This is a genomic window from Rhodoferax sp. GW821-FHT10B06, assembly GCF_059415605.1.
The window spans coordinates 100,741-120,317 of sequence record NZ_JBWKNO010000016.1 but is presented as its reverse complement, the minus strand read 5'-3'; the positions used below and the strand labels follow the sequence as shown (position 1 = coordinate 120,317).

General features: G+C 56.9%; 14 protein-coding genes, 2 tRNA genes and 1 pseudogene. All 17 read left to right on the top strand.

The genetic code is table 11. The annotated features are described in order from the left end of the window. Positions 1 to 77: EF-Tu C-terminal domain-related protein (locus tag AC07O2_RS21025; protein WP_495234252.1), on the top strand; the 77-nt coding region annotated here is incomplete at its 5' end. A gap of 6 nt (positions 78 to 83) precedes the next feature. Beyond that, positions 84 to 159, top strand: a tRNA-Trp gene (locus AC07O2_RS21020). 99 nt (positions 160 to 258) lie between these two features. Continuing rightward, on the top strand, positions 259 to 642 hold the full coding sequence (gene secE, locus AC07O2_RS21015) for a preprotein translocase subunit SecE (RefSeq protein WP_495105774.1): 384 nt from the start codon (positions 259 to 261) through the stop codon (positions 640 to 642). Beyond that, a complete protein-coding gene (gene nusG / locus AC07O2_RS21010) occupies positions 642 to 1,229 on the top strand; it encodes a transcription termination/antitermination protein NusG (protein ID WP_490592165.1) in 588 nt (195 codons plus the stop codon). Before secE ends, nusG begins: the two co-directional genes overlap by 1 nt. Before the next feature lie 130 nt (positions 1,230 to 1,359). After that, the gene (gene rplK / locus AC07O2_RS21005) at positions 1,360 to 1,791 is read left to right on the top strand and encodes a 50S ribosomal protein L11 (protein ID WP_092762877.1); all 432 of its coding nucleotides are present in this window, start codon (positions 1,360 to 1,362) and stop codon (positions 1,789 to 1,791) included. Further along, positions 1,792 to 2,487 carry a 50S ribosomal protein L1 gene (gene rplA, locus AC07O2_RS21000; protein WP_495100020.1) on the top strand — a complete coding sequence of 232 codons (696 nt, stop codon included), beginning with the start codon at positions 1,792 to 1,794 and terminating at the stop codon, positions 2,485 to 2,487. A 235-nt stretch (positions 2,488 to 2,722) separates the two neighbouring features. Beyond that, positions 2,723 to 3,262 carry a 50S ribosomal protein L10 gene (gene rplJ, locus AC07O2_RS20995; protein WP_495100021.1) on the top strand — a complete coding sequence of 180 codons (540 nt, stop codon included), beginning with the start codon at positions 2,723 to 2,725 and terminating at the stop codon, positions 3,260 to 3,262. A gap of 93 nt (positions 3,263 to 3,355) precedes the next feature. Further along, positions 3,356 to 3,727, top strand: coding sequence for a 50S ribosomal protein L7/L12 (gene rplL / locus AC07O2_RS20990; protein ID WP_490592162.1), 372 nt, complete (start codon positions 3,356 to 3,358; stop codon positions 3,725 to 3,727). 265 nt (positions 3,728 to 3,992) lie between these two features. Continuing rightward, a complete protein-coding gene (gene rpoB / locus AC07O2_RS20985; protein WP_495100022.1) occupies positions 3,993 to 8,105 on the top strand; it encodes a DNA-directed RNA polymerase subunit beta in 4,113 nt (1,370 codons plus the stop codon). A gap of 26 nt (positions 8,106 to 8,131) precedes the next feature. Further along, complete coding sequence (gene rpoC, locus AC07O2_RS20980) at positions 8,132 to 12,355, top strand: DNA-directed RNA polymerase subunit beta' (protein ID WP_495105772.1); 4,224 nt, start codon at positions 8,132 to 8,134, stop codon at positions 12,353 to 12,355. A gap of 78 nt (positions 12,356 to 12,433) precedes the next feature. After that, the gene (locus AC07O2_RS20975) at positions 12,434 to 13,024 is read left to right on the top strand and encodes a LemA family protein (RefSeq protein ID WP_495234250.1); all 591 of its coding nucleotides are present in this window, start codon (positions 12,434 to 12,436) and stop codon (positions 13,022 to 13,024) included. A gap of 28 nt (positions 13,025 to 13,052) precedes the next feature. Then, positions 13,053 to 14,408 carry a 16S rRNA (cytosine(967)-C(5))-methyltransferase RsmB gene (gene rsmB / locus AC07O2_RS20970; RefSeq protein ID WP_495234249.1) on the top strand — a complete coding sequence of 452 codons (1,356 nt, stop codon included), beginning with the start codon at positions 13,053 to 13,055 and terminating at the stop codon, positions 14,406 to 14,408. Next, the gene (locus tag AC07O2_RS20965; RefSeq protein WP_495234248.1) at positions 14,398 to 15,000 is read left to right on the top strand and encodes a DUF4390 domain-containing protein; all 603 of its coding nucleotides are present in this window, start codon (positions 14,398 to 14,400) and stop codon (positions 14,998 to 15,000) included. The genes rsmB and AC07O2_RS20965 overlap by 11 nt, the downstream gene beginning before the upstream one ends. Then, complete coding sequence (locus AC07O2_RS20960) at positions 14,997 to 17,252, top strand: sensor histidine kinase (protein WP_495234247.1); 2,256 nt, start codon at positions 14,997 to 14,999, stop codon at positions 17,250 to 17,252. Before AC07O2_RS20965 ends, AC07O2_RS20960 begins: the two co-directional genes overlap by 4 nt. A 46-nt stretch (positions 17,253 to 17,298) precedes the next feature. Further along, complete coding sequence (locus AC07O2_RS20955) at positions 17,299 to 17,991, top strand: response regulator (protein WP_495105768.1); 693 nt, start codon at positions 17,299 to 17,301, stop codon at positions 17,989 to 17,991. A 23-nt stretch (positions 17,992 to 18,014) separates the two neighbouring features. Then, positions 18,015 to 18,090, top strand: a tRNA-Phe gene (locus tag AC07O2_RS20950). A gap of 519 nt (positions 18,091 to 18,609) precedes the next feature. Next, positions 18,610 to 19,292: pseudogene (locus AC07O2_RS20945) on the top strand (IS3 family transposase); the annotation flags it as partial. Positions 19,293 to 19,577 lie beyond the last annotated feature (285 nt).

Below are 19,577 nucleotides of genomic sequence, written 5' to 3'. Positions count from 1 at the left end.
AAGAAGGTCTGCGTTTCGCCATCCGTGAAGGCGGCAAGACCGTCGGCGCCGGCGTGGTTGCCAAGATCATTGCTTAATTTTGTAGGGGCGTAGCTCAATTGGCAGAGCGTCGGTCTCCAAAACCGAAGGTTGATGGTTCGATTCCTTCCGCCCCTGCCACCTAATTAATAAAGGTGGCGATAGACAAAGCCCGTCATGCCCTGACGGGCTTCTGTGTCTCCGGACACACCATGTATTTGAAGCAGGAAAAAGCCAAAAATGGCCACTTCACAAGTTGAAACAGTAAATACCAACGCGGACAAAGCCAAACTAGGCTTGTCTGCTGCTTTGGTTGTTGCTGCATTGGCCGCCTTTTACCTCCTCAGCAAGCAAGGGCAAATTGCCCAGTGGGGGGCATTGATCGTTGGCATAGCCGCAGCTATTGCTTTGTTTATGGCCTCCGAACCTGGCAAACAGTTGCTGGCGTTTGGGCGCGATGCTTGGCGAGAAGTCAAGAAGGTTGTCTGGCCTACACGCAAAGAGGCTACCCAGATGACGCTTTACGTCTTCGGCTTTGTGGTCATCATGGCCTTGTTCCTCTGGCTCACCGATAAGACGCTGGAATGGGTTTTTTACGACTTGATTCTGGGCTGGAAAAAGTAATGACTGATGTTGTAGAAACCGGCGCAGCAGAAACGCCCGCCACCCCCGTCAATCCAGACTTGCGCTGGTATATCGTGCACGCTTACTCCGGAATGGAAAAAGCAGTTGAGCGCAATATTACCGAGCGCATCCAGCAGTCTGGCATGCAGCAAAAGTTTGCACGTATTCTGGTTCCAACAGAAGAAGTCGTTGAAATCAAGAATGGCCAACGCAAAACCACGGAACGTCGTCTGTTTCCAGGTTATGTCTTTGTCGAAATGGTCATGGATGATGAATCCTGGCATTTGGTCAAACACACAAATAAAGTGACTGGTTTCGTGGGCGGCGCCAAGAATCGTCCTGCCCCGATCTCTGAATCTGAAGTTCAGAAAATCGTCAGTCAAATGCAAGAAGGCACGGATAAGCCACGCCACAAGGTGGAGTTTTTGGTTGGCGAATTTGTTCGTGTGAAGGAAGGTCCTTTTACCGACTTCAATGGTTCTGTCGAAGAAGTGAACTACGAGAAAAGCAAAGTTCGCGTTTCGGTCACCATTTTTGGACGTGCCACACCGGTTGAGCTGGAATTTAGCCAGATCGAGAAGACCTGATCCGTCACATCAAATTTTAGGATTCCAAGTTTTACGACTCGGCTTGGATGTTTTGAGAGTCGCAACCCCGGGGAGCCGATGCATGTCTGTTATGACGAACATCAGCGATATCACCCGCAAGGAGTAAAAAATGGCGAAAAAAATCGTCGGTTTTATCAAGCTGCAAGTACCAGCCGGTAAGGCCAACCCATCCCCACCGATCGGCCCCGCACTGGGTCAACGCGGTCTGAACATCATGGAATTCTGCAAGGCATTCAATGCGCAGACCCAAGGTGTTGAGCCAGGCCTGCCTTTGCCAGTGGTTATCACTGCATTCGCAGACAAGAGCTTCACCTTCATCATCAAGACACCGCCTGCGACCGTTTTGATCAAGAAGTCGATCAAGCTCGACAAGGGCTCTTCCACACCGCACAGCGCCAAGGTCGGCAAAATTACCCGCGCTCAACTGGAAGAAATTGCAAAAACCAAGATGAAGGACATGACGGCCGCCGATTTGGACGCCGCTGTTCGCACCATCGCAGGTACCGCCCGTTCCATGGGTGTGAATGTGGAGGGCGTGTAAATGTCCAAATTGACCAAAAAACAAAAAGCCTTTGTTGGCAAGATTGATACCACCAAGCTGTACCCTCTGGGTGACGCTTTGGCTATCGTCAAGGAATGCGCAAATGCCAAGTTCGATGAATCCATCGACGTGGCGGTCCAACTCGGTATCGATGCCAAAAAATCGGACCAAGTGGTGCGTGGCGCTGTCGTGCTGCCCAATGGCACCGGCAAAACCAAGCGTGTTGCCGTGTTTGCCCAAGGCGCCAAGGCTGAAGAAGCCAAAGCGGCTGGTGCCGACATCGTCGGTATGGACGACTTGGCTGCAATGATCAAGGCTGGCGATATGCCTTTTGACGTTGTAATTGCTGCTCCTGATGCAATGCGTATCGTTGGTACCTTGGGTCAGATCCTGGGCCCACGTGGCCTGATGCCTAACCCAAAAGTTGGCACGGTAACCCCTGATGTAGCAACGGCCGTCAAAAATGCGAAAGCTGGTCAAGTCCAATTCCGCGTTGACAAGGCAGGTATTGTGCACAGCACGATTGGCCGCCGCTCGTTCGATTCTGACAAGCTGCAAGGCAACTTGGCTGCCTTGATCGATGCTTTGGCAAAGGCCAAACCTGCATCCAGCAAGGGTTTGTATTTAAGAAAAGTTGCGGTTTCGAGCACGATGGGTGTGGGCGTTCGCGTCGACACGCAAACCATCGCAGCGTAATCGCAAAATTTGAAGCCTTTGAGAAAAAAGGCTTCAAAGTGGTGGGTCGTCGGGATATTTCTATCCAGGCGAGCCATCCAAGACCGTTGGTGTGCAGCTTGTCTGCACTTAATCAGTGAAAACCAACGCAGATGGCGATCCCGCTGCAGATGGAATATGTTCCGAAACAGTTGGTCGCTGCAAAGTAGTGTGTTGAACGGCAATCAGCCGAACGGCACTTTTTAAGGAGTAGACCTTGAGTCTTAATCGCAGTGAGAAAGAAGCGGTCATTACCGATGTGACCAGCCTCGCCGCTAAAGCTCAAACGCTCGTGATGGCGGAGTACCGTGGCATCACGGTCGCTGACATGACCAAATTGCGCTCGGCTGCGCGTAGCAACGGTGTGACCCTCAGCGTGTTGAAGAACACCCTGGCTCGCCGTGCTGTCGCAGGCAGTGCATTTGAAGTTGTGTCCGACCAGATGACCGGTCCGCTGATCTATGGCTTTTCTGTTGACGCCGTCGCCGCCGCAAAAGTGGTGGCTGAATTCTCGAAGACCAATGATAAGTTGGTAATTCGGGGTGGCGCTTTCGGTGGAAAAGCTCTGGACGTGAACGGCGTTAAGCAGTTGGCAAGCATTCCTTCCAAGGAAGTTTTGCTGGCGCAATTGCTGGGCTTGATGCAGTCCCCCATTTCGCGTACGGCACGTGTGCTGGCCGCCCTGGCGGACAAAAAGGGCGCAGGCTCTGCAGCCGAAGCAACCACCGAAGTGGCTGCAGAAGTTGCTCCGGCCTAACGTAGTTGTTACGGTCGATATTGACAAAAACTTTGTTGGATAGTGCTTTGCATATGCGAAGTCTGTCCCCAACTGAAATTACTGGAAATCAAAATGGCATTCGATAAAGACGCATTTTTGACCGCGCTGGACAGCATGACGGTCTTGGAACTCAACGACCTGGTGAAAGCCATCGAAGAGAAGTTTGGCGTGAGCGCTGCCGCCATGGCTGGCCCTGCTGCTGCTGCTGGCCCAGCCGCTGCTGCAGAAGAAAAGACCGAGTTCAATGTTGTGCTGGTCGAAGCTGGCGCCAACAAGGTGTCGGTCATTAAGGCTGTGCGCGAAATCACCGGCCTGGGCTTGAAAGAAGCTAAGGACCTGGTTGACGGCGCCCCCAAGGCAGTCAAGGAAGGCATTGCCAAGGCTGATGCTGAAGCAGCTCTGAAGAAACTGGTGGAAGCCGGTGCTAAGGCTGAATTGAAGTAAGCAAGTTGCTTTGCTGAGGCTGGGAGCTCCACAAGGGCTCCCAGCCTTTGGCGCTTGTAAGAGAACACTGAAAAGTAGCGCTGGTCGTTCTTTTTCAGTGTCTTCTGGCTCCGACTGCAGAAGATGCCTTGGTTCGGATTGCGTGCAATGCGCAATCGTCCGCCATGGTTGGTAGTGGCCAACCGCCAAGTTTGTTGCGCATGATGCGCAAAACGACAGTTGACAGGCCCCCCCTGGACCCCCAGTCCTTGCCCCCGGAGATCTCATGGCTTATACGTACACCGAACGCAAACGCATTCGTAAAAATTTCGGAAGTCGCGACAGCGTACTTGAAGTTCCCTACTTGTTGCAGATGCAAAAAGATGCTTACACCGCATTTTTGCAAGCCGATATCGCCCCTCAGAAGCGCACAGTCGAAGGTCTACAGGCTGCATTTGACGCCGCATTCCCTATCGTTTCCCACAACGGTTTTGTGGAAATGAAGTACGTTGAGTACAACCTCGCCAAACCTGCATTCGACGTACGCGAATGCCAAACCCGGGGTTTGACGTTCGCGTCTGCTGTGCGGGCAAAAGTACAACTGGTCATTTATGACCGCGAGTCTTCCACCTCCCAGTCCAAGGTCGTCAAGGAAGTCAAAGAGCAAGAAGTCTATATGGGCGAAGTGCCCCTGATGACTGAAAAGGGCTCGTTCATCATCAATGGCACGGAACGTGTCATCGTGTCGCAGTTGCACCGTTCACCGGGTGTATTTTTCGAACACGACAAGGGTAAAACCCACAGCTCGGGCAAGCTGCTTTTCTCCGCACGCGTGATCCCCTACCGTGGCTCCTGGCTCGACTTCGAGTTCGACCCCAAAGACATTCTGTACTTCCGAGTGGACCGCCGTCGCAAGATGCCCGTCACCATTCTGCTCAAAGCGATTGGCTTGACCCCCGAGTCCATTTTGGCGAACTTCTTCGTCAACGATAACTTCCGCCTGATGGACAGCGGCGCACAAATGGAATTTGTGGCAGAACGTCTGCGCGGTGAAGTGGCTCGTTTCGACATCACGGATAAAACCGGCAAGGTCGTCGTCGCCAAGGACAAGCGCATTACCGCTCGCCACACCCGTGATATGGAGCAATCCAATACGACCCATATCAGCGTGCCTGAAGACTTCCTGGTGGGCCGCGTGGTTGCCAAGAATATCGTTGATGCCGACACCGGTGAAATCATTGCCAAGGCCAACGAAGAGTTGACCGAAGCGCTGCTCAAGAAACTCCGCGGCGCTGGCGTGCAAGATCTGCAATGCATCTATACCAACGAGCTGGACCAAGGCGCTTACATTTCGCAAACATTGCGTAGCGATGAAACCGTAGACGAATTCGCCGCTCGCGTTGCGATCTATCGCATGATGCGTCCTGGCGAGCCACCAACGGAAGACGCGGTACAGGCACTGTTCCAACGTCTGTTTTACAACCCGGACACCTACGATCTGTCGCGCGTTGGTCGCATGAAGTTCAACGCCAAGATGGGCCGTAACGAGTCCACCGGCCCCATGGTGCTGACCAACGAAGACATCCTGGCAGTAGTCAAGATTCTGGTGGATCTGCGCAATGGCCGCGGCGAAGTCGACGACATCGACCATTTAGGTAACCGCCGCGTGCGTTGCGTGGGCGAGCTGGCAGAAAACCAATACCGTGCAGGTTTGGCTCGTATCGAAAAAGCCGTGAAGGAACGTCTGGGCCAGGCCGAGCAAGAGCCTTTGATGCCGCACGACCTGATCAACAGCAAGCCGATTTCTGCGGCTCTAAAAGAGTTCTTCGGTGCTTCGCAGTTGTCTCAGTTCATGGACCAGACCAACCCGCTGGCAGAAATCACCCATAAGCGCCGTGTGTCGGCCCTTGGCCCGGGCGGTTTGACCCGCGAACGTGCCGGCTTCGAAGTGCGCGACGTGCACGTGACCCACTACGGTCGCGTATGCCCGATTGAAACGCCTGAAGGTCCAAACATCGGTCTGATCAACTCCTTGGCTTTATATGCACGCCTGAACGAATACGGCTTCATCGAAACACCGTACCGCCGCGTGGTAGACAGCAAGGTCACCAACGATATCGACTATCTGTCGGCTATTGAAGAAGGTAAATACGTCATTGCCCAGGCCAATGCGGCTCTGGACAAAGAAGGCAAGCTCACCGGCGACCTGGTTTCTGCGCGTGAAAAAGGTGAATCCATCTTGGTCGGCGCCGAACGTGTGCAGTACATGGATGTGTCACCTGCACAAATCGTTTCCGTGGCTGCTTCGCTGGTCCCATTCCTGGAGCACGATGATGCGAACCGCGCATTGATGGGCGCCAACATGTCGCGCCAGGCTGTGCCTGTGCTGCGTCCTGAAAAGCCCCTGGTCGGTACTGGCATTGAACGCGTTGCAGCAGTCGACTCCGGCACCGTGGTGACCGCGACCCGTGGCGGTATCGTTGACTACGTCGATGCGACCCGTATCGTGATCCGCGTGAACGACGCCGAAGCAGCGGCCGGTGAAGTGGGTGTGGACATCTACAACCTGATCAAGTACCAACGTTCCAATCAGAACACCAACATCCATCAACGCCCCATCGTCAAGAAAGGCGACAAACTGGTCAAGGGCGATGTGATTGCCGACGGTGCATCCACCGACTTCGGTGAAATCGCCATTGGTCAGAACATGCTGATCGCCTTCATGCCCTGGAACGGCTACAACTTCGAAGATTCGATCTTGATCTCCGAACGCGTGGTTGCGGACGACCGCTACACCTCGATCCACATCGAGGAACTGGTGGTGATGGCCCGTGACACCAAGCTGGGCGCGGAAGAAATCACCCGCGATATTCCAAATCTGAGCGAACAGCAGCTGAACCGCCTGGACGAATCCGGCATCATCTACGTGGGTGCAGAAGTGCAGCCCGGCGACACGCTGGTCGGCAAGGTCACCCCTAAGGGCGAAACCACGCTGACGCCAGAGGAAAAATTGCTGCGCGCCATCTTCGGTGAAAAAGCCAGCGACGTGAAAGACACGTCCTTGCGCGTAGACCAGGGTTCACAAGGCACCGTGATCGACGTGCAAGTGTTCACCCGTGAAGGTATCGTGCGTGACAAACGCGCCCAGCAGATCATCGACGATGAACTGAAGCGCTTCCGCCTGGACCTGAACGACCAATTGCGCATCGTGGAAGCCGACGCGTTCGACCGTATCGAGAAGCTGTTGATTGGTAAGGTTGCCAATGGCGGCCCGCAAAAGCTGGCCAAAGGCACCAAACTCGACAAGGCGTACCTGTCTTCGGTGGAGAAGTTCCATTGGTTCGATATCCGCCCCGCGGACGAAGAAGTTGCAAGCCAGCTGGAGTCCATCAAGAACTCTCTGGAGCAAACCCGTCACAGCTTCGACCTGGCCTACGAAGAAAAGCGCAAGAAGCTGACGCAAGGCGACGAATTGCCAGCGGGCGTGCTGAAGATGGTCAAGGTTTACTTGGCTGTCAAGCGCCGCCTGCAACCCGGCGACAAGATGGCCGGCCGCCACGGTAACAAGGGCGTGGTATCCAAGATCGTTCCAGTCGAAGACATGCCTTACATGGCCGATGGCACACCTTGCGACATCTGCTTGAACCCACTGGGCGTGCCATCGCGGATGAACGTCGGTCAGGTTCTGGAAGTGCATTTGGGTTGGGCCGCAAAGGGTATTGGCCAACGCATCGGCGACATGTTGCAAGCCGAAGCCAAGGTGGCAGAAGTCCGTAGCTTCATGGACAAGCTGTACAACGGTTCTGGCCGCAAGGAAGACCTGAGCCAACTCAGCGACCAAGAGGTTCTGAACATGGCGGCGAATATGTCTAACGGTGCCACCTTCGCAACGCCCGTGTTCGATGGCGCGTCTGAAGAAGACATCCGTGGCATGCTGCAACTGGCCTATCCGGACGACATTGCCAAGCACAAAGGTCTGACCGCTACGCGCACCCAGGCAAATCTGTTTGACGGCCGCTCGGGTGAGCCTTTTGAGCGTCCTACCACCGTGGGCTATATGCACTTCTTGAAGCTGCACCATTTGGTTGACGACAAGATGCACGCACGTTCTACCGGCCCCTACAGCTTGGTTACGCAACAACCACTGGGCGGTAAAGCCCAGTTCGGTGGACAGCGCTTCGGGGAGATGGAAGTGTGGGCACTGGAAGCGTACGGCGCGTCCTACACACTGCAGGAAATGCTAACCGTGAAGTCCGACGACGTGGTGGGCCGTACCAAGGTGTACGAAAGCATCGTCAAGGGCGAACACGCTATTGAAGCAGGCATGCCGGAATCGTTCAACGTGCTGGTCAAGGAAATCCGTTCCTTGGGCCTGGACATCGAACTCGAGCGTAGCTAATTGCGGACAAGAAAAGGATTTAACACATGAAATCATTACTCGACCTGTTCAAGCAGTTCACCCCCGACTCGCATTTCGATGCCATTCGGATCGGTATGGCTTCGCCCGAAAAGATCCGCTCGTGGTCTTTCGGTGAAGTCAAAAAGCCTGAAACCATCAACTACCGTACCTTCAAGCCAGAGCGTGATGGTTTGTTCTGCGCCAAGATTTTTGGCCCTATCAAGGACTACGAATGCCTGTGCGGCAAGTACAAGCGCCTCAAGCACCGCGGTGTCATCTGCGAAAAGTGCGGCGTTGAAGTCACGCAGACCAAGGTACGCCGGGAGCGGATGGGCCACATCGATCTGGCCGCGCCTTGCGCCCACATCTGGTTCCTGAAGTCGTTGCCATCGCGTCTGGGCCTGGTACTGGACATGACGCTGCGCGACATTGAACGCGTGCTCTACTTTGAAGCATATGTTGTCACCGACCCTGGCATGACCCCGTTGAAGAAATTCGCGATCATGTCGGAGGATGACTTCGATGCCAAGACCAAGGAATACGGCGACGAGTTCGTGGCCAAGATGGGTGCGGAAGGCATCAAGGACTTGCTGGAAGCCATCGAAATCGATTCTTCCATCGAGCGCCTGCGCAACGACCTGACCGGTTCCGAAGTCAAGATCAAGAAGAACGCCAAGCGCCTCAAGCTGCTGGAAGCATTCAAAAAATCAGGCATCAAACCTGAATGGATGGTGCTGAATGTGCTGCCCGTGCTGCCACCGGACCTGCGTCCGCTGGTGCCACTGGACGGTGGCCGTTTTGCCACATCCGATCTGAATGACTTGTACCGTCGCGTCATCAACCGCAACAGCCGTCTGCGCCGTCTGCTGGAACTGAAGGCGCCGGAAATCATTGCCCGCAACGAAAAGCGCATGCTGCAAGAAGCTGTCGATTCGTTGTTAGACAACGGTCGCCGCGGCAAGGCCATGACCGGAGCCAACAAGCGTGCACTGAAGTCCCTGGCCGACATGATCAAGGGCAAGAGCGGTCGTTTCCGTCAGAACTTGCTGGGCAAGCGCGTCGACTACTCTGGCCGTTCGGTCATTGTGGTGGGCCCGACCCTCAAGCTGCACCAGTGCGGCCTGCCCAAGCTGATGGCTCTGGAACTGTTCAAGCCATTCATCTTCTCGCGCCTGGAAGCCATGGGCATTGCGACCACCATCAAGGCGGCCAAGAAGGAAGTGGAATCCGGCACGCCAGTGGTTTGGGACATCCTGGAAGAGGTGATCAAAGAGCACCCCATCATGCTGAACCGTGCGCCTACGCTGCACCGTTTGGGCATCCAGGCTTTTGAACCCATCCTGATCGAAGGCAAAGCCATCCAACTGCACCCACTCGTCTGCTCGGCATTCAACGCCGACTTTGACGGTGACCAGATGGCTGTTCACGTACCCTTGTCGGTAGAAGCGCAGATGGAAGCCCGCACGCTGATGCTGGCCTCGAACAACATTCTGTTCCCTGCCAACGGTGAACCATCGATCGTGCCAAGCCAGGACGTGGTGCTGGGTCTGTACTACACGACCCGTGACCGTGTGAATGGCAAGGGCGAGGGTCTGATCTTCTCCGATACCGGTGAAGTGCAGCGCGCATTTGACGCCGGCCAGGTCGAACTGACTGCCCGCATCAACGTCCGCCTGACCGAGTACACCAAGGACAAGGCCACCGGCGAGTTCGTGCCATCAACCAAGCTGTGGGAAACCACCGCGGGCCGTGCGCTGCTATCCGAAATCCTGCCCAAGGGCCTGCCTTTCTCTAACATCAACAAGGCGTTGAAGAAGAAGGAAATCTCCAAGCTGATCAACGTGTCGTTCCGCAAGTGCGGATTGAAAGAGACCGTGGTGTTTGCCGACAAGCTGTTGCAAAACGGTTTCCGTCTGGCTACCAAAGCCGGTATCTCGATCTGCATCGACGACATGCTGGTACCACAAGAAAAGCACGGCATCATTGCCCGCGCCGAGAAGGAAGTCAAAGAGATCGCCAACCAGTACGTTTCTGGCTTGGTGACGGCTGGCGAACGCTACAACAAGGTGGTGGACATTTGGGGCAAGGCCGGTGACGAAGTCTCCAAGGTCATGATGTCCCAGCTCTCCAAAGAGAAGACCATCGATCGTGACGGCAAGGAAGTCGAGCAAGAGTCTTTCAACTCCATCTACATGATGGCCGACTCTGGCGCCCGTGGTTCTGCAGCCCAGATTCGCCAGGTGGCCGGTATGCGGGGTCTGATGGCCAAGCCGGACGGTTCCATCATTGAAACGCCGATTACCGCGAACTTCCGCGAAGGTTTGAACGTGTTGGAATACTTCATTTCCACCCACGGTGCCCGTAAGGGTCTCGCGGATACGGCTTTGAAGACCGCCAACTCGGGTTACCTGACCCGTCGTCTGGTGGATGTGACGCAGGACTTGGTCGTGACCGAAAACGACTGTGGCACGGCCAACGGCTACCTGATGCGCGCTATCGTCGAAGGTGGTGAAGTCATCGAATCGCTGCGCGACCGCATTCTGGGTCGTACCGCCGCGGAAGATGTGCTGCACCCCGAAGATCGCTCGGTCCTGGCTAGCGCTGGTGCCATGATGGACGAGGACATGCTCGACATCTTGGAAACCGCTGGTGTGGACGAAGTCAAAGTGCGTACCGCACTGACCTGCGCCACCCGCTTTGGCATCTGCGCCAAGTGCTATGGCCGCGATCTGGGTCGCGGTGGTCTGATCAACGGTGGCGAGGCCGTGGGTGTGATTGCAGCGCAATCTATCGGCGAACCTGGTACCCAGCTGACCATGCGTACCTTCCACATCGGTGGTGCCGCATCCCGTGCGGCCATCGCCTCCAGCGTGGAAGCCAAGTCCAACGGCACGATCGGCTTCAACGCCACGATGCGCTACGTGACCAACAGCAAGAACGAGTTGGTCGTGATTGCCCGCTCCGGTGAAATCATCATCACCGAGCATGGCCGCGAACGCGAACGTCACAAAGTGCCTTACGGTGCCATTCTGTCGGTCAAGGTGGACCAGGCTGTCAAGGCCGGCACCATTCTGGCCAACTGGGATCCGTTGACCCGCCCCATCATTACCGAGTTCGCTGGTACCAGCAAGTTTGAGAATGTGGAAGAAGGTCTGACCGTGGCCCGCCAGGTGGACGAAGTGACCGGTCTGGCAACCCTGGTGGTTATCGATCCGAAGCGCCGCGGTGCAGCCAAGGTCGTGCGTCCCCAAGTCAAACTGATCGACGCGTCGGGTAACGAAGTGAAGATCACCGGTACCGACCACTCCGTGACCATCGGCTTCCCTGTTGGTGCACTGATCCAGGTGCGCGACGGCCAGGAAGTCGGCCGCGGCGAAGTGCTGGCCCGTATCCCGATCGAAGGCCAGAAGACCCGCGACATTACCGGCGGTTTGCCACGTGTGGCCGAGTTGTTCGAAGCCCGTACGCCGAAGGACAAGGGCATGCTGGCCGAAATGACCGGTACCGTGTCGTTCGGCAAGGAAACCAAGGGCAAGGTTCGCCTGCAAATCACCGATCCAGAAGGCAAGGTCTGGGACGAACTGATCCCCAAGGAAAAGAGCATCCTGGTGCACGAAGGCCAAGTGGTCAACAAGGGCGAAAACATTGTGGACGGCCCAGCCGACCCACAAGACATTTTGCGCTTGCTGGGCATGGAAGAACTGGCCCGCTACATCGTGGACGAAGTGCAGGACGTGTACCGCTTGCAAGGCGTGAAGATCAACGACAAGCACATTGAAGTGATCGTGCGCCAGATGCTGCGCCGTGTGGTGGTAGAGAACGCAGGTGACTCCGGCTACATCAACGGCGAACAAGTGGAACGCAGCGAAATGCTGGACACCAATGACGCCCTGCGTGCTGAAGGCAAGACCCCTGCAACGTTTACCAACCTGTTGCTGGGTATTACCAAGGCATCGCTGTCCACCGACAGCTTCATCAGCGCCGCGTCCTTCCAGGAAACCACGCGCGTGCTGACCGAAGCCGCCATCATGGGCAAACGCGACGAGCTGCGTGGCCTGAAGGAAAACGTGATCGTCGGCCGCCTGATACCCGCTGGTACCGGCATGGCCTACCACCAGGCCCGTGTCGCCAAGGACCTGATGGACGACGCCGAGCGCCGCGCCATCGCCGAAGCCGAAGCGGCTGAGCTTGCAGGAACGCAAGACGAAACCGCCAGCGCGGAAGTCAGCGAAGGCCACGTCGGAGAGTAACAAAAGCCGACGGCCCTAAGCCAAGCACCTCAAGCCCTCACCGGGGCTTGGGGTGTTTTTTTATGGGGCCTGGCTTGCGTGACCGCCCCGCCTCGCTTTGCATTGGAAGCTCTGCCGTTGATTTCTTCAAGCATCGTCTGGTGGTGCCTGTGTGCCACCTTACTATTTTGGTCTGTAGGCGCCTACAACCGGCTGGTCCGGCTGCGCTCGCAGGCGTCCCGCGCCTTTGCGCCCGTGGCACTGCAGTTGCAGCGCTATGCGGAGATCATCGCAGCCGCGCAAACTGCATATGCCTCTGTAGATATGACCATAGCCGAGGGGGCATCCAACCAATCGTGGGCGGGACTACTCGGTGCGCTCCAGCAACTCACTGCATCCCTGGCGGTGGCGCGCGATCGCCCCTTGAAAGCGACTGCCATCCGGGCCCTGGCTGCGGCCGATGAAGTGCTGCAAACCGCCTGGCTACGCGTCTGCACAGACGGGCATGGCCAGGACGGCGCCCCCCTTCCCCCGAGCCTGCTCTTGCAATGGCAAGATGCAGGCCTACAGGTACAGCACGCGCGCATTGCCTTCGGCCAGGCCGTGCATAGCTACAACGCCGCCATTGCGCAATTTCCCGCCCGGCTGTTGGCCTGGCTGTTTGGTTTCCGTATGGCCCAAGCATTTTGAAACTCTGCCACCCGAGATACTTTCACCTATGACCGCATCCCCCGCGCAGGGTCACAAAATGGCGCCGCACACTGCAGCGCCGATTCCTTTATGGCGCCAGCTGCAGGCTGCAGCCGACGTGTTGCAAGCCATCCGTGGCGGCACTTCGGCCACGCCCTCTTTGGCGGCCGTCAATGGCCCCCTGCGCCCCGGGGTGCAGGCCATCGTATTCCATACCCTGCGCAACCTGGGTCGGGCAGAAGCCCTGCGTTTGCAGCTGGCGCGCCGTGCACCACCTGCACCTGCCGACGCTCTGCTGTGCACAGCATTGGCCCTGGTCTGGCTGGACGCCGAGGCGCCCTATGAAATCTTTACCCTGGTGGACCAAACCGTAGAAGCGGCACAGCGCGGCAAGGCCAAGGCACAGGCCAGCTTCATCAACGCCTGCCTGCGCCGCTTTCTACGCGAGCGCGAAGCCCTGGTGACCGCCACCGAGCGCGACCCGGTGGCCGTGTGGAACCACCCTCGCTGGTGGATTCAACGGCTCAAGCAAGAGCAGCCACAGCAGTGGAAAAACATCCTTCAAGCCAACAATACGCATGCGCCCATGAGCCTGCGGGTTAATGCAAGAAAATCGACTCCAGCGCAGGTAATATCTGCGCTGGCAGCTATGAATATTGAAGCAACCCTGGTGGGTACTTCTGGTCTGCTCCTGGCAAACCCCATGCCGGTACAGCAAATCCCGGGCTTTGCCGAAGGGGCTGTCTCGGTACAAGATGCCGCCGCACAATTAGCCGCCCCCCTGCTGCTACAGGGTTGGGACCTGAGCCAGCCGCTGCGCGTTCTGGACGCCTGTGCAGCACCAGGGGGCAAGACTGCCCATCTGCTGGAGTTGGCCAATGCGGACGTCACCGCCCTGGACATTGACCCGCTGCGCTGCGAACGCATTGGTCAGAATCTGCAGCGCCAGGGCCTGCACGCCACGGTGCGGGCGGCCGATGCCAACCAACCCGCAACCTGGTGGGACGGCCAGTTATTCGATGCCATCTTGCTGGATGCGCCCTGCACCGCATCCGGCATTGTGCGGCGCCACCCGGATGTGCGCTGGCTGCGCCGCGAGAGCGATATTGCCCAGTTGGCCGCGATCCAGGCCAGCCTGCTGCAACAGCTTTGGCCCTTGGTACGCGCCGGCGGACGTCTGCTGTACTGCACCTGCTCGCTGTTCCATGCAGAAGGACGCGACCAGGTCGAAACGTTCCTTGCGCGCCACACAGACGCACTTTTACAACCGTCACCCGGGCATTTAATCCCCCACACGGCGACTTCGGCGGATACCCTAGCCGACAATGTTCTGTGTGATAACGATGGATTCTTTTACGCATTACTGGAAAAGCGTGCGGCTTAGCCAAGCTCTGCTACGCTTTTGCGCCTACGTTTTGCTGTGCCTGCAGCCTCTTGCCTGGGCCGAAAACACCGTGGTGGAAATCAGCCAGATGCAGGTGGAACGCGAAGACGGCGGTGTATTTTTCTCCGCCAATCTGAAGTTCGAGCTACCCAGCCTGGTAGAAGATGCCTTGAACAAAGGCATTCCCATGTTCTTTGTGGCGGAAGTGGAGGTTCTGCGTGACCGCTGGTATTGGTACGACCGCAAACAGGCTTCAGAGGCCCGCCATATGCGCTTGGCCTATCTGCCGCTGACACGGCGCTGGCGTCTGAACGTATCTCCCACTCCCATAGGCAACAGCGGGCTGGGTGTAACGCTGAGCCAGAACTTCGACTCCCTGTCGGATGCGCTCACCTACATACAGCGCTTTTCCCACTGGAAAATTGCCGACGCGGCGGATGTCGAGTTCGACGGTAAGACCCACCTGGACTTCAGCTTCCGACTGGATGTGTCTCAGCTCCCCCGACCGTTCCAGATCAGCACCTTGGGCCAAGCCGACTGGAGCCTCTCCGGCAGCCGTAATATCCGCCTAGGACAAGAAGGCGGCAAATGAGCCAGCCGGCAGCACGCAGCGCCCAAAGCAGCACCCGCGCGCTGCGCTGGGCTGTGGTGGTTGGCGTCGTAGTGGCCATGGCGGTGGGGTTGATCCTATTGCTGCTGCTGACCCAGTCCACCAGCAACCGGGCCTTGTTTGAGCGTAATTACACTCGCCTGTTTGCTGTCAACGTGGTGGTGGCCGCCACCTTGCTTTCGGTCATTGTGTGGATGGCTGTGCGCTTGCTGACCCGGCTACGCAAAGGCAAATTCGGCAGCCGCTTGCTGGTCAAGCTGGCCACCATTTTTGCGCTGGTAGGTCTGATGCCCGGGCTGCTGATCTACGTGGTGTCCTACCAGTTCGTGTCCCGCTCCATCGAAAGCTGGTTTGACGTCAAGGTAGAGGGTGCGCTAGATGCCGGCGTGAACCTGGGCAGAACCACCTTGGACGTATTGGCCAATGACCTGGCCGACAAGGCCCGAAGCGCCAGCCGGCAACTCTCTGATACCCCCGATGCCGCCGCCGGCCTGGCACTGGAACGCATGCGCGATCAGCTCAGCGTGAATGACGTGGTGCTGTGGAATGCCAGTGGGCAGCCGATTGCAAGCGCCGGCCAATCCCGTTTTCTGCTGAATCCGGAGCACCCCAGCAGCCAGCAACTGCGCAACGTGCGCAGCCAGAAGGCTGTTGCATCTATCGAGGGCCTGGACGAAACCGGACTGACGCCGGGCACGCCAGCACAAATCAAGGCATTGGCGGTCGTGGCAAGTCCGGGCGTGGGGTTGCTGGCAGAGCCACGTTATCTTCAGCTCACCCAAACCCTGCCCCAGCAACTGGTAGACAACGCCCTGGCGGTGCAAGCCGCCAACCGCGAGTACCAGGAGCGCGCCCTGGCCCGCAACGGTCTTAAACGCATGTATATCGGCACACTGACACTCAGCCTATTTCTGGCCGTGTTCGGCGCAGTGCTGCTGGCGGTGGTGCTGGGCAACCAGCTCGCCCGTCCACTGCTGCTGCTTGCAGAAGGTGTGCGCCAAGTGGCTGCTGGGGATTTGACGCCCAAGTCGGTACTGCAGGGAAAGGACGAGCTGGGTGGATTGACACGCTCGTTCGCCGACATGACACAGCAGCTTGCGGACGCACGCTCAGCGGTAGACCACAGCATGGCCCAGGTCAGCGCCGCGCGGGCTAATCTGCAAACCATTCTGGACAACCTGACCGCCGGTGTAATTGTGCTGAGCAGCCAGAATGTCATCGAATCCAGCAACCCCGGTGCCACTCGCATCCTGCGCGTGCCGCTGGCCGCCTACGAAGGCAAGCCACTCGCCGAGGTAACGGGTCTGGAGCATTTCGCAGAACGCGTACAAGAGCAGTTTTCCGCCTTCGCCAGCGAGCAAACACACCATGGGCTGGACCATTGGCAACAATCGTTTGAACTGAACGGCACGCAGTCACCGTTTGCGCAGGATGCTATAGTTTTAATAGCACGAGGTGCCGAGCTGCCTGGTAGCAACCGGTTGCTGGTATTTGACGATGTCTCCGAGATGGTATCGGCCCAACGCGCCCAGGCCTGGGGCGAAGTCGCGCGCCGACTAGCCCACGAAATCAAAAACCCGCTTACGCCCATTCAGCTGTCTGCAGAACGACTGGAGATGAAGCTCACAGGCAAAGTGGCCGAGCCGGAACAAGCCTTGCTTACCAAATCCGTCAAAACCATTGTGGACCAGGTCGAAGCCATGAAACGCCTGGTCAATGAATTCCGCGACTATGCACGGCTACCTACCGCAGATCTCAAGCCACTGGACCTGAACCACCTCGTGCAGGATGTGCTGCAGTTGTACGATGCATCGGCCGTGCAAATCTCCGCCGAACTCGACGATCTATGCCCGCCGATTCTGGGCGACGCAGAACAGCTGCGCCAAGTCATCCATAACCTGCTGCAGAACGCGCAGGACGCATCCGAGGCCAAGGCCGCATCTGGTCAGGCCCAGCAGGTACTTTTGCGTACACAATGGATTCCCAGCGCACAACGCGTTCGCCTCACGGTGAACGACCAAGGCTCTGGTTTTCCAGAAAATATCTTGAAGCGGGCCTTTGAGCCCTACGTCACCACCAAGAGCCGTGGCACTGGACTGGGACTGGCTGTCGTCAAGAAAATCGCTGATGAACACGGTGCCCGCATAGACCTCTCCAACCGCATCGCAGATGGTATGGTTGTTGGGGCGCAAGTATCGTTATCATTCTCCATACACAACAAAGCAGCTGCCTAGCAAGCACTGCAACGCTTTATTTTCATTCGGGAACTCGCTCTCAACCATGGCAAACATTTTGGTCGTCGACGATGAACTCGGCATACGCGATCTCCTCTTCGAAATCCTCAACGATGAAGGCCACAACGTCGAACTTGCAGAGAATGCGGCTGAGGCCCGCGCGGCACATCTGCGCACGCGCCATGATTTGGTCTTGCTGGACATCTGGATGCCCGATACGGACGGAGTCTCTCTACTGAAGGAATGGGCCGCCACCGGCACACTGACCATGCCTGTGATCATGATGAGTGGGCACGCCACCATCGACACAGCCGTAGAAGCAACCCGCATAGGTGCCTATTCGTTCCTGGAAAAACCCATTACGTTGCAGAAACTATTGAAAGCCGTCGAACTCGGCCTGACCCGCAACGCCACACGCAAGCCCGCAGCCGCTGCAACGCTACCCCATCCAGTCGAACTCAAAGTTGTAGCCTCTGAATTAACCAATGATGCCGGTGGCATCGGCCTACAAGCGCAACATAACGCAGATGGAAGCCCGCATGCGCAGCAGACGTTCAACCTGGACAAGCCATTGCGCGAAGCACGAGATGGTTTCGAAAAAGCCTACTTCGAATTCCACCTCGCCCAAGAAGGTGGCTCCATGACACGCGTAGCCGAACAAACCGGCTTAGAGCGCACACATCTATATCGAAAACTAAAACAACTAGGAATAGACCTGAGTCGTGGAAAACGCAATTAAACTTGGTATATAATAGTGGTCTTGGCCCGGTAGCTCAGTCGGTAGAGCAGAGGATTGAAAATCCTTGTGTCGGCGGTTCGATTCCGTCCCAGGCCACCAAATTGAAAGCCGCATAAGACTTTAGTTTTATGCGGCTTTTCTTATTTTTATTCCCCACTTTTTATAATATGCAGGCGTTACTGCACTCGTTAATTAGCTGAATCCGAAAGGTTTTTCTGACTCTTTGTGCACAGTCGCTCTTCGAATTGAAGCAGGCTGAGACCGTCCAATTTTGAGTATTTTCTGAACAAGTTGTAGAGCCCCATTTGAGATAGGCGGATACATTGACTCCGGCCCACTCCTTCATTCAGTAGACCGCGCAAGCACACACCGCTGTCTTCCACATTGAGAAGAAGCGTTTATCCTAAAAAAAGCATCGACCTTCTTTGCCCGCGAGCTTCGATGAGCTACCAGCTCGTCAAGCAGTTGCACAAGAAGGCCGTTCCTGTCGGGTGCCTGTGTCACGTGCTAGGCGTCAGCCGTTCAGGCTACTACGGCGTCCGTCAGCGCGCCAAGCTCGCGCCCAAGGCCTGCTTGGTCAGCACGCAATTGAAGGCCGAGTTTGCCGCCAGCGGCAAGGTCTATGGCAGCCGTCGCCTGGGCGCGGTGCTGCGTGCTCAAGGGCTGCACATTGGGCGTTACCGCGTACGGCGTTTGATGCGCGAGAACAGGTTGCGGACCCTGTGGCGGCGCAAGTTCATCCACACTACCGACAGCGGTCATGCGCAGCCGGTCTCAGGCAACGTGCTGGCGCGTCGCTTCAACCCGAGCGGCCCCAAACCCCAACCAGGCCCTGGGTGAGTGACATCACCTACATCCGCACGCGCAGCGGCTGGCTGTACCTGGCGGTGGTGCTGGATCTGTACACACGCAAAGTCGTGGGCTGGGCGATGGCACCGACCATGCATGCCGAGTTGGTGTGCACGGCGCTGCAGTTGGCCATCGCGCAGCGCCAAGCAGCACCTGGGCTGATTGTTCATTCTGACCGGGGCAGCCAGTACGCCAGCGCGCTGCACCAGGCGCTGCTGGCGCGCTACGCTCTAGTCGGCAGCATGAGCCGCAAAGGCAACTGCTGGGGCAACGCGGTGATGGAGCGCTCCTTCCTAAGCCTCAAGACGGAGCGGGTCTGGCAGCGCGACTACGCCAACCACGCCGAGGCCATGACGGACATCGCTGACTACATCGTGGGCTTCTACAACAGCGTGCGGCTGCACTCCAAACTGAGCAATTTTCCACCCAATGCTTTCGAGCAGCAATCGGCAATCAAATCAAGGTGGCCTCACCAAACGGCTACACCGCCAGCAACACGAAACGTGCACGCGTACGATGAGTATTTCGATTTTTAAGACCACTTGAGCTGTATACACTACAGCACAAATACTCGCCTTGACTTGGAGTAGTAAATTACTCTCCTGTTGCTCTTTCGTTCCAACAGCAGCAATGCTTGCGTGACTGCGAATTTAATCGAGCCTAGCATGCTTTTTGGAGCATGCCCGCAAAACGTTTCCGTTTTCTTTAGTGCTTATTGCGTCAACACTAAAGAAAAC

Bases quoted from the DNA above. Each gene is read 5' to 3' on its own strand.
- secE (WP_495105774.1), top strand. From the start codon at position 259: ATGGCCACTTCACAAGTTGAAACAGTAAATACCAACGCGGACAAAGCC.
- nusG (WP_490592165.1), top strand. From the start codon at position 642: ATGACTGATGTTGTAGAAACCGGCGCAGCAGAAACGCCCGCCACCCCC.
- rplK (WP_092762877.1), top strand. From the start codon at position 1,360: ATGGCGAAAAAAATCGTCGGTTTTATCAAGCTGCAAGTACCAGCCGGT.
- rplA (WP_495100020.1), top strand. From the start codon at position 1,792: ATGTCCAAATTGACCAAAAAACAAAAAGCCTTTGTTGGCAAGATTGAT.
- rplL (WP_490592162.1), top strand. From the start codon at position 3,356: ATGGCATTCGATAAAGACGCATTTTTGACCGCGCTGGACAGCATGACG.
- rpoB (WP_495100022.1), top strand. From the start codon at position 3,993: ATGGCTTATACGTACACCGAACGCAAACGCATTCGTAAAAATTTCGGA.
- rpoC (WP_495105772.1), top strand. From the start codon at position 8,132: ATGAAATCATTACTCGACCTGTTCAAGCAGTTCACCCCCGACTCGCAT.
- rsmB (WP_495234249.1), top strand. From the start codon at position 13,053: ATGACCGCATCCCCCGCGCAGGGTCACAAAATGGCGCCGCACACTGCA.
- AC07O2_RS20960 (WP_495234247.1), top strand. From the start codon at position 14,997: ATGAGCCAGCCGGCAGCACGCAGCGCCCAAAGCAGCACCCGCGCGCTG.
- AC07O2_RS20955 (WP_495105768.1), top strand. From the start codon at position 17,299: ATGGCAAACATTTTGGTCGTCGACGATGAACTCGGCATACGCGATCTC.